Annotated in this window: 13 protein-coding genes and 1 tRNA gene; 6 read left to right on the top strand and 8 right to left on the bottom strand. The window is 63.5% G+C overall.

Annotated features, from left to right (window positions below):
• Window positions 1-42: 42 nt before the first annotated feature.
• Both ABD906_RS13355 and ABD906_RS13350 read right to left on the bottom strand, forming a co-directional pair.
• The gene (locus tag ABD906_RS13355) at window positions 43-1128 is read right to left on the bottom strand and encodes a quinone-dependent dihydroorotate dehydrogenase (protein ID WP_345099912.1); all 1086 of its coding nucleotides are present in this window, start codon (window positions 1126-1128) and stop codon (window positions 43-45) included.
• On the bottom strand, window positions 1125-1472 hold the full coding sequence (locus ABD906_RS13350; protein WP_345099911.1) for a DUF952 domain-containing protein: 348 nt from the start codon (window positions 1470-1472) through the stop codon (window positions 1125-1127). Before ABD906_RS13350 ends, ABD906_RS13355 begins: the two co-directional genes overlap by 4 nt.
• 124 nt (window positions 1473-1596) lie before the next feature.
• Between ABD906_RS13350 and ABD906_RS13345 the strand changes: the two genes are divergently transcribed.
• Complete coding sequence (locus tag ABD906_RS13345; RefSeq protein WP_345099910.1) at window positions 1597-2037, top strand: hypothetical protein; 441 nt, start codon at window positions 1597-1599, stop codon at window positions 2035-2037.
• A 162-nt stretch (window positions 2038-2199) separates the two neighbouring features.
• Window positions 2200-2625 carry a large conductance mechanosensitive channel protein MscL gene (mscL, locus tag ABD906_RS13340; RefSeq protein WP_345099958.1) on the top strand — a complete coding sequence of 142 codons (426 nt, stop codon included), beginning with the start codon at window positions 2200-2202 and terminating at the stop codon, window positions 2623-2625.
• Between the two features lie 161 nt (window positions 2626-2786).
• Here mscL and ABD906_RS13335 read toward each other — a convergent pair whose 3' ends face one another.
• Window positions 2787-3095 carry a ribbon-helix-helix domain-containing protein gene (locus ABD906_RS13335; protein ID WP_345099909.1) on the bottom strand — a complete coding sequence of 103 codons (309 nt, stop codon included), beginning with the start codon at window positions 3093-3095 and terminating at the stop codon, window positions 2787-2789.
• A 179-nt stretch (window positions 3096-3274) separates the two neighbouring features.
• Here ABD906_RS13335 and ABD906_RS13330 point away from each other — a divergent pair, with 179 nt between their 5' ends.
• The 3 genes from ABD906_RS13330 to ABD906_RS13320 all read left to right on the top strand — a co-directional run bounded on the left by ABD906_RS13330 (window position 3275) and on the right by ABD906_RS13320 (window position 5996).
• Window positions 3275-3670 carry a VOC family protein gene (locus tag ABD906_RS13330; protein WP_345099908.1) on the top strand — a complete coding sequence of 132 codons (396 nt, stop codon included), beginning with the start codon at window positions 3275-3277 and terminating at the stop codon, window positions 3668-3670.
• Between the two features lie 160 nt (window positions 3671-3830).
• Window positions 3831-4358, top strand: a complete 528-nt coding sequence (locus ABD906_RS13325) for a gluconate 2-dehydrogenase subunit 3 family protein (RefSeq protein WP_345099907.1) — start codon at window positions 3831-3833, stop codon at window positions 4356-4358.
• A gap of 66 nt (window positions 4359-4424) precedes the next feature.
• Window positions 4425-5996, top strand: coding sequence for a GMC family oxidoreductase (locus ABD906_RS13320; RefSeq protein WP_345099906.1), 1572 nt, complete (start codon window positions 4425-4427; stop codon window positions 5994-5996).
• Between the two features lie 252 nt (window positions 5997-6248).
• Here the strand turns inward: ABD906_RS13320 and hemA are convergent, their stop codons facing one another.
• From hemA to ABD906_RS13300, 4 genes are all read right to left on the bottom strand, one after another.
• The gene (gene hemA / locus ABD906_RS13315; protein ID WP_345099905.1) at window positions 6249-7526 is read right to left on the bottom strand and encodes a 5-aminolevulinate synthase; all 1278 of its coding nucleotides are present in this window, start codon (window positions 7524-7526) and stop codon (window positions 6249-6251) included.
• Between the two features lie 146 nt (window positions 7527-7672).
• The gene (locus tag ABD906_RS13310; RefSeq protein WP_345099904.1) at window positions 7673-8584 is read right to left on the bottom strand and encodes an ROK family protein; all 912 of its coding nucleotides are present in this window, start codon (window positions 8582-8584) and stop codon (window positions 7673-7675) included.
• A 58-nt stretch (window positions 8585-8642) separates the two neighbouring features.
• Window positions 8643-10274, bottom strand: a complete 1632-nt coding sequence (locus ABD906_RS13305) for an MFS transporter (protein WP_345099902.1) — start codon at window positions 10272-10274, stop codon at window positions 8643-8645.
• 108 nt (window positions 10275-10382) lie between these two features.
• Entirely contained in the window at window positions 10383-11258 is an 876-nt protein-coding gene (locus ABD906_RS13300) for a lipid kinase (protein ID WP_345099901.1), read from the bottom strand.
• Between the two features lie 640 nt (window positions 11259-11898).
• Between ABD906_RS13300 and ABD906_RS13295 the strand changes: the two genes are divergently transcribed.
• A tRNA-Phe gene (locus ABD906_RS13295) sits at window positions 11899-11974 on the top strand.
• 441 nt (window positions 11975-12415) lie between these two features.
• Here the strand turns inward: ABD906_RS13295 and ABD906_RS13290 are convergent.
• Window positions 12416-13588 carry an alpha/beta hydrolase gene (locus ABD906_RS13290; protein ID WP_345099900.1) on the bottom strand — a complete coding sequence of 391 codons (1173 nt, stop codon included), beginning with the start codon at window positions 13586-13588 and terminating at the stop codon, window positions 12416-12418.
• Window positions 13589-13637: the final 49 nt, after the last annotated feature.

Below are 13637 nucleotides of genomic sequence, written 5' to 3'. Positions count from 1 at the left end.
CTGCGCCCGAAAGAGGTCATTTTCCTCGCGGAACCGCCCAGATCAGGGCAGGGGTCGGTTCGCCCAGTCGTCAAGGCGCGTGTCACGCAGTTCCGTGACGGACGAGACGCCGAGGGCGGCAAGCTGGCCGTCCATGTCACGCAGGATTTTTCCGGGAAGCTGCGGGCCGCCATAGATCAGGCCGGTGTAGAGCTGTACGAGGTCGGCGCCGGCGCGGATCTTTTCCAGCGCCGTGGCGGCCGAATCCACGCCGCCCACGCCGATGACGGGAAGCTCCCGGCCCACCAGGCGGCGGATCTTCGCCAGCACGATGGTCGATCGCTCGAAGAGCGGCGCGCCGGAGAGGCCGCCGGTCTCGTTCTTCGCGGCGCTCTTCAGGCCATCGCGCGAGAGCGTGGTGTTGGACACGATGAGGCCGTCAATCTTGTTCTCCAGTGCCTCCCCGGTAATGTCGGAAAGCGACTGCTCGTCGAGGTCCGGTGCAATCTTGAGGAAGATCGGGGTTTCACGGCCCTGGCCTGCCGGCAGGCTGCCGCGCGCCTCGACCACCCGGGAAAGCAGTTCGGCGAGGCTCTGGCGCTCCTGCAGGGCGCGCAGGCCCACGGTATTGGGCGAGGAAATGTTGACCGTGAGGTAGGAGGCGAGGGCCGCGAAGCGGCGGACGCCCAGCTCGTAGTCGGCCATGCGGTCGTCGCTGTCCTTGTTGGCGCCGACGTTGATGCCGACAATGCCGCGCCGGGGGCGGGCGTTCACGCGCGCATGGGCGGCGTCATGGCCCTCGTTGTTGAAGCCCAGCCGGTTGATGACGGCGCGGTCCTCGATCAGGCGGAAGATGCGCGGCTTCGGATTGCCGGGCTGCGGGCGTGGCGTGATGGTCCCGCATTCAACGAAGCCGAATCCGAGCTTCAGCAGCGCATCCGGTACTTCTGCATTCTTGTCGTAGCCCGCGGCCATGCCGAGCGGGTTCGGGAAGTCGAGGCCGGCGACCCTGACCCGAAGGCGCTCAGAGGCGGGCGGGGGCGGGCAGAAGGGAAGCCCCAGCTTCAGCGCGGCGATGGAAAGGCCGTGGGCTGTTTCCGCATCGAAGGAGAACAGAAGCGGGCGGGCGAAGGTGTCGTAAAGGCTCATTCTGGGAGATCCGGAAACTGGTGCTGGCCGTCGGGGCAGAGGGGAAGCGGCTCGACCCACGCCACTGCGTCGCAGGGCAGGGGCGCGTAGAGATGCGGGAAAAGCTGGCCGCCGCGCGAGACTTCATACTTCAATTCGGGGCCGAGGCGGCCTTCATCGACGGCGATCAGCACCAGGCCGCTCTGTCCGGCGAAATGCTTCGCCGCGGTCTCACGCACCTGGGACGCCGTCGAGAAATGGATGAAGCCGTCGGCAAGGTCCACGGGCGCCCCGCGGAACACGCCTTCTTCTGCTGCTGCCTGCCACATGGTGGCGGGGCAGATCTTGTAGATCAATTTCGCCATGATGGCGCTATAGTCCGATTATTGAATGGGCGAAAGTGGCGGCGGTTCAACAATTGGCGCTTGTGCAACGGATCGAGCCGCCGTTCACTGCGTTTCGAGTTCTCGCCGGGCTGAGGAGATGAAGATGCCGGGAAAGAAATGGATGCTGGTGGGACTGATTGTGGCAGCGGGGGCGGGCGGCGCAGCCTACGCCCAGAACAATCCGCGATTCCAGATGGAGCGCGCCGAGGGCGGGTTCATGATCATGGATACGCTGACCGGCAACACGTCATTCTGCCGGGAAAGCGGTGACGGGTTCGTGTGCAGCCCCGCGCCCGGCCAGCGGGCGGAGGACAGGACGATCGAGGAACTGCGCCGGAAGATCACGGAGCTTGAGGCGCGCGTGGCCGCGCTCGAGTCGGAAAGATCCGGGGCGGCCGACCTGCCGTCGGATGAGGAGTTCGACCGGACGCTCAATTTCATGGAGCGGTTCTTCCGCCGTTTCGTGGACATCGTGAAGGGACTGGAGACAGAGGACGAAAAGCCGGCCGAAAAACCGGCAGCCCCTTCCGGAAGCCGGACCTGATGGCTCAAACGATCGGCCCCAGACTGTTTCATATCAATCAGGGTTGCGCTTGTTCGTAGGGTTGCCGATTGTTAATATGTTCCCGCAAAGAGTTGTGCTGCACGCGGGTTGCCGTCCGGCGCCCGCCGTTCAAGTCTGCGAGGGGACAGTCTCATGCCATCCATCCTGGATGAATTCAAAGAGTTTATTGCCCGAGGCAATGTGATTGATCTGGCTGTCGGTGTGATCATCGGTGGCGCATTCGGAGGGATCGTCAGCTCACTCACCGACGACATCATCATGCCGATCGTGGGTGCCATCTTCGGCGGTTTCGATTTTTCCAACTACTTCATCCCGCTGTCATCGAACGTGACTGCCTCCACGCTTGCGGCGGCGCGCGAGCAGGGTGCGGTGCTGGCCTACGGCAGTTTCATCACCGTAATTCTGAACTTCCTGATCCTTGCCTGGATCATCTTCCTGATGGTGAAGGCGGTGAACACGCTCCGTCGCAGCATCATCAAGAAGCAGGAGGAAGCTGCTCCGCCCGCGCCGCCGGCGGACGTCCAGCTGCTTACCGAAATCCGCGACCTGCTGGCGAAGCAGAGGTAGGATTCCGAATCGGCTGCGATCGCAGCAGGGATCGTGAAAAGAACGAGGGCTGCTCCCAGGGGCAGCCCTTCGTGTTTGCACATGGTGCGGAGGATAGAAGCAAGTGGCATGGGCGGCCGTCAGAGCGGGCCGCCGTCATTGGTTGCCGGCGAAGCGAATGCCTACTCCGCGGCGACCATCTCGAAACGGCAGGCCGGGGTGGCGTTGCGGCCCCCGTTCATCAGGTAGATGAGGCAGCTCGTCCGTAGAAGCGAGGCGAAGTTCGAGACCGAGCCGTTGATCTGCAACGCCTCGTCGTGGAGCGTCGAGAGAAACTTGGCCGTCGACATGCCCTGGCGTGCGGCGATCTCGTCCAGAAGATCCCAGAAGGCAGCCTCCAGCTGGATGCTCGTCGAGTGGCCGCCGATCCTCACGGAGCGGTTGATGGGACGATATCTATCGGGATCCTGGCCCGCGTAGATTTCACACATCGCTTCCTCCTGCCGGTCGTTTTTCCTTTCAATATGCCCCTCCCGCCAGGGGGCGTCAAATCATTGCAAAGCGCAAGCTTCCGCCGTTGGTGCCGCCGGGAAAGCGGAATGCGGTAGCCGATTACTACCCGCGGCCGCGAAGTCCGATCTACTCTGACCGACAGAAAGGAGAATCTGCCGTGGCGAAGATGATTCACAGCATGATCCGCGTTCTCGATGAGGCGCGGTCCGTGGAGTTCTACAACAAGGCTTTCGGGCTGAAGGTGGCCGACCGGTTCGAGTTCGACAGCTTCGTTCTGGTCTATCTCAGCAACGAGGAGAGCGACTTCGAGCTCGAGCTCACCATCAACAAGGGGCGGGAGGAGCCCTACGAGCTGGGTCAGGGCTACGGGCACCTCGCGGTATCGGTAGATGACCTGGAGGCTGAGCACAAGCGGCTGACGGAAGCCGGGCTGAACCCGAACCCGCTCTCGGGCCTCACGCACGCAAGCGGCTGGGCTGCGCGCTACTTCTTCATCACCGACCCCGACGGTTACAAGATCGAGGTCATCCAGCGCGGAGGCCGCTTCAAGTAATGAGGCAGGCGGAGCGTTTCAGCCTTTCACGGGAACCCTGAAATGCTCCAACCGCCTGTTTATCGCGGTTCCGGCCGGAAAGCCGGTTCCCCTTTCCCAGGAACCGCTCTATGGCACGGCCGCCCAGCAGGGGGCGGCCCATGCAGAGGGAGGAGACAGCATGGCAACCGTATACAGACATCCCGGCCTTTCCCGCCGGGAGCTTCTGAAAGGGGGCGCAATCGGCGCCGCCCTAATCATCACCGGAACGGCAGTTATCTGCCCGGAAGGCGCGTGGGGTCTCGAAACCCAGGGCCTTCAGCCGGATACCGTCGCAACGCTGATCAAGATGGCTCGCGACATCTATCCGCACGACAGGCTGCCGGACCGCTATTACGCGATCGCGATCAAGGGGCATGACGCCAAGGCTGCGGAGGATGCCGCCTACAAGACCCTGATCGAGGAGGGCGTCGCGGATCTCAACCGCCGCGCCGGGGCCGACGGATATCGTGGCCTGGGCTGGGAGGAGGACCGCGTCGCCGTGCTGCAGCAGATCGAGGACACCGACTTCTTCCAGGCCATCCGGAGCGATCTCGTCGTCAGCCTCTACAACCAGAAGGAAGTGTGGCCGTACTTCGGATACGAGGGCGAGTCCTATTCCAAGGGCGGCTACATCAACCGCGGTTTCGACGACATCGACTGGCTCTGATGCCCGCGCCGCGGCGTCTTTCGGGCGCCGGAGGGGCTGTGGAACTGATTTCCTGGGAGGAAACAAATGGCAACCAATTATGAGCTCGACGACGACGGCGTTGTCGTCATCATCGGATCGGGTGCGGGCGGCGGAACGCTCGGCAACGAACTCGCCCAGAAAGGCATCGACGTCGTCATTCTGGAGGCCGGTAGCCGCATCGAATTCGACGAATTCATCAACGATGAGTGGGACAGCTTCGCGCAGCTTTCGTGGGGCGATCTGCGCACGGCGAGCGGCGGCTGGCGCCTGGCGAAGGATTTCCCCAACCTGCCGGCCTGGATCGTGAAGGCGGTGGGCGGCACGACCACCCATTGGGCGGGCGCATCGCTGCGGTTCCGCGACTTTGAGTTCAAGACACTCACCCACTACGGCAAGATCGACGGGGCGAACCTGCTCGACTGGCCGATCTCGCTGGCCGACCTCGAGCCCTATTACGAGAAGGCCGAGGACAAGATGGGCGTGACCCGCACCAACGGCATCGAGGGGCTGCCGGGCAACAACAACTTCAAGGTGTTCGCCGCTGGCGCCGCGAAGCTCGGCTACAAGGATTACCACACGGGCCGCATGGCGATTAACTCGGCCGAACGCGACGGACGCATGGCCTGCCAGCAGACCGGCTTCTGTTTCCAGGGCTGCAAGTGGGGCGCCAAGTGGTCGACCCTCTACACCGAGATCCCGAAGGGCGAGGCCACCGGCAAGCTTGAGGTGAGGCCCAACTCGCACGTCATCCAGATCGAGCACGACGCAGCGGGCAAGGTGACCGGCGTCGTCTATGCCGACAAGGACGGCAACCTGCAGCGGCAGAAGGCGCGCATCGTCTGCGTGGCTGGCAACTCGATCGAAAGCCCGCGGCTGCTGCTGAACTCGGCCTCGTCGATGTTCCCTGACGGCCTTGCCAATTCGTCCGGCCAGGTCGGCAAGAACTACATGCGGCACACCACCGGCTCGGTCTACGCCATCTTCGAGAAGCCGGTGCACATGTATCGCGGCACGACCATGGCTGGCATCATCCAGGACGAGTCGCGCAACGATCCGTCGCGCGGCTTCGTGGGCGGCTACGAGCTCGAAACCCTGTCGCTCGGCCTGCCGTTCATGGCGGCGTTCCTCAATCCGGGCGCGTGGGGCCGTTCGTTCGCCTCGGCGCTTGACGCCTACGAAAACATGGCGGGCCTCTGGATCGTCGGCGAGGACATGCCGCAGGAGCAGAACGCAGTGAAGCTGCATCCGGAGCTCAAGGACCAGTACGGCATGCCGGTCGCGGACGTGTGGTTCACAGACCATCCGAACGACATCGCCATGCGCAACCATGCCTACAGGCAGGGTCAGGCGTTGTACGAGGCCGTGGGCGCGGTCCGCACCTTCCCGACGCCGCCCTATCCCTCGACCCACAACCTGGGTACCAACCGGATGAGCGAGAAGCCCTCCGACGGCGTGGTGAACAAGTGGGGCCAGACCCACGACATCAACAACCTGTTCGTTTCCGACGGCAGCCAGTTCACAACGGGCGCGGCGGTGAACCCGACGCTCACGATCGTGGCGCTCGCCATCCGGCAAGCCGACTACATCGCGCAGGAAATGGCGGCAGGAAACATCTGACAGGGTTTGGCCGTCCCAGCCTCGGGGCGGCCAGAGGCTCCCGGCGGACAGGTCGCCCGCAGACGCCGCCGGGACCATTGCATCCGTATCCGTGCAGCATCCCCCTTATGTCCCGCACGGATCCGGAAAGGCAGCGCTGCTCGCCCGGCAAATTCCTCCCCCAAGCCAACCCGGGTACGAGTGGCATAAAAAAAGCCGCAGCGCCCCGCGCTGCGGCTTTTTTTCTTGAAAGATTTTTTCCGGATTCCCTTATCAGCCGCCGGATTTGGAGACAACCAGCGGGATCACGTCGGCGGAAGCCGCCGTTACCGGCTCCTCCTCGCCCTTGAAGCGCAGGCCCAGCGCTTCCCAAGTCTCGAGCAGGGCATCGCGCAGATTCTCGATCAATGCGTCGTCGTGGTACGGCGTCGGCGTGATGCGAAGACGTTCGGTGCCGCGCGGAACCGTCGGGTAGTTGATCGGCTGGATATAAATGTCGTGCTTCTCCAGCAGGCGGTCGCTCGCCATCTTGCAGAGCTCCGGATCGCCGACGAGGACCGGCACAATGTGCGTCTCGGACGGCATGACCGGCAGGCCGGCGGCGGACAGCACCTCCTTGGTGCGTTGGGCCTGGCGCTGGTGCGCCTCGCGCTCGGCGCTGGATTTCTTCAGGTGTCGGATCGAAGCCGTCGCCGCCGCGGCGATTGCCGGAGGCAGGGCCGTGGTGAAGATGAAGCCCGGCGCGTAGGAGCGCACCGCGTCGATCACGTCGGCGCTGCCCGTGATGTAGCCGCCGATGACGCCGAAGCCCTTGGCCAGGGTGCCCTCGATCACGTCGATGCGGTGGGCGAGACCCTCACGCTCGGTGATGCCGCCGCCGCGGGCGCCATACATGCCGACCGCGTGCACCTCGTCGATGTAGGTCATCGCGTTGTACTTTTCGGCAAGGTCGGCGATGCCGGCGATGGGAGCGATGTCGCCATCCATCGAGTAGACGGACTCGAAGACGATCAGCTTCGCGCGCTCGGGGCCGGCCGCCTGGAGAAGGCTCTCCAGATGCGCCAGGTCGTTGTGGCGGAAGATCTTCTTCTCGGCACCGGAACGGCGGACACCCTCGATCATCGAGGCGTGGTTGAGCTCATCCGAGAGGATGAGGCAGTTGGGCAGAAGGCGGGCAATCGTGGAGATCGCCGCCTCGTTGGACACGAAGCCCGAGGTAAACACGAGACCCGCTTCCTTGCCATGAAGGTCAGCGAGCTCGGCTTCAAGCTCCACGATGGGATGATGGGTTCCAGAGATATTGCGCGTGCCGCCAGCACCAGCACCCATTCCGCCAGCAGCACGCTGCATGGCCTCGATGACGACCGGATGCTGACCCATGCCAAGATAGTCGTTGGAACACCAGACGGTTATCTCGCGGGCGCCATGGGGGCCTCGCCAGATAGCGCGGGGAAACCTGCCGACGATCCGCTCCAGGTCGGCGAACACACGATACCGCTTCTCCGCATGCAATTGATCGATAGCCTCGGAGAAAAAGCGCCGATAATTCATTGATATCTTCCCGATTGCTGCGCAATCATAGTTGCCAATAACCTTCGCGTCCACCGCCCGAGGCCGGGCAAAATGACACGCTTCCACCGAACTGCTTTGAGGCCGATCAAAGTTTTGGTCTCAATCCGGCAAAGCTTAGAATAGTTTTAAGCAGTCCCGTCAACACCTGCGAGCAGTGCTGCGCCAATTATTCCCGGTTCGTGCCGGCATTGTCCGCGGACAACCACAGGTTCGGAAAACCGGCACAGGGTAAAGGCCCTGACCGCCTCGTCGATCGCTTGCAGGAGCGAGGGCGCGTTGGACAGTCCGCCGCCCACCGGCACGATGGTGGCGCCCGTCACGTTCACCACCATCGCGAGGGGAGCACTCACAATTTCCACGAACCAGCCAACCGTCCGGCGGGAGAGGGGGTCGCCAGCCTCGGCGGCGGCGATGATGTCTTCGGCGGCCAACGTGCGCGCGTGAAAGTGGGCGTCGAGGCGCTCGATGCCGCGGGCGCTGCCCAGCGTCTCCAGGCAGCCTTCAAGACCGCAGCCGCAGCGCAGGCGCGGCATTTCCACGGGCGGATTGCCAGCCATGCGCGCGGCGATCGGTGCATGTCCCCATTCGCCCGCGAAACCGCCCGTGGCGTTGATCAGCCGGCCATCGACGACGAGGCCGCCGCCGATGCCGGTTCCCAGGATGGCGCCGAAGACGATGCGGTGGCCTCGGCCGGCGCCGGCGCGCGCTTCCGCGACGGTGAAACAGTCGGCATCGTTGGCGACGACGACCGGCAGCCCCAGCGCCGACGCAAGGTCCTCTTCGACCCGCCGGCCGTTCAGGCAGGGGATGTTGGCGCACAGGGCCTCGCGGGTTGCGGGATTCATGACGCCGGGAAGGGAGATCGCGATGGCTTCGGGACGCGCGGAGGCCGCCGCGATCATGTCGCGGAGGGTGCTCACGAAGGCGTCGAAGTCGCGCGCGGGGGTGGGGGCGCGGCGGACCGGGCCGAGATCCAGCCCCGGCAGGACCTCGGCTCCCCGGATTGTCGTGCCGCCGATGTCAAAGCCGAAAATCATGGTCTCCGTCGTTCCGTGTGGTTCTGGTCCCCCTGGGTGCGCGGTGGCGCCGGGCTCGTCAAGGGAGATGGTTGTGCGGGTCATGTTTCAGGGGGATGTCCTCGCGGGTCGGAACGGTCTGGCGCTCGATCATCCGATGCACACGCGGCTTTTCGGGGCCCTTGTGCAGCGACCGCAACCGTTCGCTGATGGCCTGGTCGGCCGTCGTCCGCCGCTGGTTGTGACGGATGTAATCGACCCAGGTGGGGAAGTGGTAGCTCTCTGTCCACAATTCCGGGTTTTCAAGGTCGCGCAGCAGCGCCCACTGGCGTGCGCCGTCGCGGATGCGCGAGCGGCGGCGCTCGGACATGACGGCAAGGAACTCATCCACGTCCTTCTGGTCGACCACGTAGTCAACCATGATCATGATCGGACCGCTGCGCGGCTTCAGATCGAGCAGCAGCTCCGGCTCGCGGAAGGTCAGCGGATCGAGATCGAGGGCGACGAGACCGGGCAGGGCATAGCGCAGACCGATGGCCGCACCAAGCAGCAACGTTACGGCGGAGGTCACCAGAGCGGCGGAGACGCCCCATTCCTCCGCGATCATGCCCCAGGTCCAGCTGCCAAAGGTCATGCCGCCGAAGGTAGACATCTGGTAGAGCGCCAGGGCGCGGCCCACGACCCAGCGGGGCGTGGAGAGCTGGACGGTCACGTTGAACAGCGAGAGGGCCAGCACCCAGCAGGCGCCAGCCACGATGAGGAACAGGCACGTCACCACCGTGAAGGTGCTGAAAGCCATGATCACGACGCTTGCGGCAAAGCCGATGCAGGCACCGCGCACGATGGTCTCGCTGGTGAAGCGCGCCCGCAGCCGGGTGTTGAGCACGGCGGCGCCGATGGCGCCGACGCCGAAGCTGCCGAGCAGAAGACCGTAGGTCAGCGCTCCTCCCAGCAACACGTCGCGGGCGATGATGGGCATCATCGCCGATACGGAAATCGCGCCGAAACCGAAAATGAAGCCCCGGCAGAGCACCTTGATCAGGTTCGGCGACATCATCATGTAGCGCAGACCCGCCGACATGGCGCTGCCGAACTGCTCGCGCGGAAGCGTCGATGGCGGACGGCGGTACTTCCAGCGGAAGAGCGCGTAGATCAGCGGTATGTAGCTCACCGCATTGATGAGGAACGAAAAGGCCGCTCCTGCCGTGGCCACGATCGCTCCACCCAGCGCCGGACCGATGCTGCGCATGATGTTGAACGACATGGCGTTGAGAGACACGGCGTGGGGAATGTCCTCACGCGGAACGATGTCGCCCATCGAGGCCTGCCAGGATGGATTGAACAGCGCGGTGCCGGTGCCGACAAGGAAGGTGAAGGCCAGCAGCAACCAGGGAGTCAGCATGCCGAAATAGGCCAGGTAGGCCAGCATCGCGGAGACGACCATGACGAAGACCTGCGCCACGATCATGATGCGCCTGCGATCGAGATTGTCGGCAAGGGCGCCGGCGGCCAGGGAGAAGAGCATGATGGGCAGGGTGTTCGCCGCCTGAACGAAAGCAACCAGATCCTTCGAGTCGGAAATCACGGTCATCAGCCAGCCCGCGCCAACGGTCTGGATGAGGCCGCCCAGATTGGAAATCAGGCTCGCCATCCATAGGGCTCTGAAATTTCCGTTGCGGAGGGGAGCAATGAAAGACGGGGAGGAGCGCAAGCCTGTTCCTTCCTCAGTGGCTTCCGGAAAAAAGAATCTGACAATTATCGTTATACGCGTTTGGCAGGATATTGGCAGACCAATTTCCGGGGAAGGGCAGAGGGGTCGTCAGGGCACGAACACGGACACGGCTCCCGGATGGGTTCTGAAACGCGCCGGCGTGGTCGTAACGATCTCGCCGTCCGCGTTGACCGGGAGCGGGCGGCGGGTTTCGATCACGAACGCGTCGCTGCGGGCCGTGCGGACTTCCTTCCAAGCCCCATGACGGCCCGCCCGGAAGGCTGGAAACATAAGGACCAGCTTCCACAAGCTGCGCATCTCGAGGCTGTAGAGGTCCAGGCGACCGTCGTCGATGGCGGCGGCCTGCGAGATGACATTTCCGCCGCCGTAGTGGACGCCGTTGCCGACCGCGATCTGGTAGGTCTTCACCGTGCGTGAGTGGCCGTTGGCGGCGATGCGCGCGCGAAAACGCCGTGCCGACAACAGTACCTGGATCGCGGTCAACGCGTAGCTCAGGCGGCCGAAGCGTCGTTTCATTCGGGCGTCCAGCCGGCGGGCAAGTTCCGTGCTCAAGCCGATACTTGCTATGTTAAAGAATGTATGGCCGTTGACGGTGCCGACGTCGATCGGGCGCAGCCTGCCGGCAAGGATCACGCCGGCAGCCTCTTCGAGTTCGAGTGGAATCTGCAGGGTGCGCGCCAGATCGTTGGCGGTGCCCATTGGCAGGATGCCCATGGGCAGGCCGCTCTCCATCACGGCCCCGGCGGCGGAGGATATGGAGCCATCTCCGCCACAAATGACCAGCTGGTCGTGGGTGGAACGAAGGCGGTCGATGTCTTGCCGAAGCGCCGGCAGTGCCTCGAAGCTCTCCAGCGTGACCTGCAGGCCCGAGCGACGAAAACGGTCGATGACGGGAGCAAGTGTTTCCTCACCGCGCCCGGCCCCAGGATTGACGAGAAGCAGCGTCCGTTTGCGGCTGTGCATGATGTCCCTGCCAAAGTGATGCTGCAGGGTAGATAGAGGGCAGGTTCAGACTGTCGAGAGAGAGCGGCATCCGGACGGATCAAGAGCGGCGGTGGCACTCATCGGAACGGTCCGTGCAAGGCAAAGAAATGCTGCGAGGCAGGGGGAGGTTGCGGCGGATCCGCAAAATTAGGCGGACAGCATTCTCATGCTGTCCGCCAATAGGCGCAGAAGGCGGGAGGATGGGGGGGGATTTGCCCTCTGCACCTTTACTCAAGCACCCATGGGCGCATTCATTCAGAACCGCGGACGTCGCTGGCCAGATCCCTTGAGGATCAACTGCTTCAACGTGCGCATGCTCTCATGCGGTAAACGTGTAATGTTTATTGCTTTGAGGTCAAGCGGGTTTGAGGGGTTGTGCCTCTAATTCTTCGCTATCATTGCTGATAAGTTGGCTGATGCGGGAGCGCGGACGCCGGAAAAGGCCCGTACAGCCCGGAGAAGGCACGTCCGCAGGCCGAGAAATGGGTATAGGTCATCGCTGTCATCAAATGGTGTGAAGAGAATGTAGAAGTTCTGCACATAGTGGCTGGACAGCCGAAATTCTCATGCTATAAGGCAGCCCAATTCAGCGCTTCGCCGCTTCGGCAGCTCGCTGAATGCCCAGATAGCTCAGTTGGTAGAGCAGCGGACTGAAAATCCGCGTGTCGCTGGTTCGATTCCGGCTCTGGGCACCATTCCTCTTCGCTTTTCTTGGCAAGAACTCCTGGTTTCTCGGGGCTTCCAAGCTCCAGCCGGATGTTGCGGCTCCTTTCGTGGCAGTTTGCTCAATCGTCGCAGCTCGCTGCAAACTCCGCTGCCCTCGGCCGTCTGCTGCCGGTCTGCCCGACGATTCGTGTCGGTTACCCGGCGAATGATTCGATGTCTGCACCTCCCCCGTAACCCAACCGTGGAGCTCTTGCTACGCCCGGGATATGGCTAATATGTTATGTGTATCTGCGCGCGGACAGCGCCGGCGCTGCCAGGGCAGGGGGCGTATGGATTGCTGCGGCGACTTCGCGGATACGGTTCGACCCGGCTAGGAATCCTTCAGCCCGGCCACGAACCTTCAGCGCCGGTGGGTGAACTGGCCGAGTGATACCCGCGTACCCGGCCGGACCCGTTTGCCCGGGGCTGCGTTAATCCAGGGCCAGCTCGAACACGCGGAACGGCGTGGTTATGATGATGCCCGCCGCGTTGCCGACGGTCCGGCCGATGTTCCGGCTGATCGAGCTCAGCTCTTCGGTGATCGTGTCATCGTCGTCCAGCTGTTCGAGGTCGTCGGAGGTAAGAGCGACGCCAAGCAGCTTCACGAGCGCGGGATTGTCGGCAAATTTGGTGTGATTGAGCGGATCGCCGGCCTGCATGCCGGTGACGTCGACGACCGTCACGCCGAGCTTGGCAAATTCTTCCGCATTGAGCACGGCACCCAGGCGCTCGCGGCGGCCGGCGATCAGGCCGGACAGGTCGAGCGCGCGGTCATTGCGCGAGGAGAGGATCACCATGTTCATCTTCGGCTTGCCCATGCGCTGGATCTGGGACTTGAATACGTCCGCGTCGATATCCGGCGAGGCCAGAATGACGTCGGCCAGCTTGCCGCCGAGGTTCGGATCGTTTGTGATGGCGAGCTGGCGCAGGGCTTCCATCGTGGCAAGGCTGCCCATTGAATGGGCCACCAGATCGATATGCGTCGCGCCGGCATCCGCTACCAGCCGCAACAGGTTTTCCAGCGCATCACGGCTGACCATGACGCTGTTCTGGTCGTAAAGATAATCGACCACGCTGGCGGCGGACGGCCAGGTGAACAGGATGACAGCGCCGGGGAACCCGGAGTCGTGGGCGACCTGGGTAATTCGGTAAACCGCGTCGTCAAAGGCCGTGTTGTAGCCGTGCACGAAGACCAGCGCGCGGCCGCCCCGTTCGCGGATCACCTTGGCGAGGTGCTGGCGGTAGTCTTGCTCGCTGCGAAAGATGCCCAGCCTACGTGCCGTGAAATAGCGCGCGGGATCGGCGACGCTCGGGTTTGGCGCGCGCTCGATCTCGCCCACCTTGTGGACAGCCGGTACAGAGACGTCGACGAAGGCGTAGGTGGTGTCCGGGTTGCGGTCGCCGGAGAATATGTAGCCAGGATCCCTGGCGGGTTCCCGGTTGGTGGCCAGATAAATGCGGTGCTCCGCCGCGATCTGTTTCTGGGTGGCTGGCGCGATCGTGCGCGCCATCAGCCGGTGCTTTTCCGGGCTGGAGCATCCGGACAGGGCAAGTGTTACGGCAATGCAGGGAAAAAGGACCGCGGAGAGAATTTTCTGACGCATTTACTGATCCAGCAACACGAAATCAGGCCATGCTGTGTATCACCCGTGG

Origin of the sequence: Chelativorans composti, assembly GCF_039541695.1 — a bacterium.
GTDB classification, from domain to species: Bacteria; Pseudomonadota; Alphaproteobacteria; order Rhizobiales; family Rhizobiaceae; genus Chelativorans; species Chelativorans composti.
Note: the sequence above shows the minus strand (reverse complement) of the source record. Positions and strands in the feature narration are given on the sequence as shown.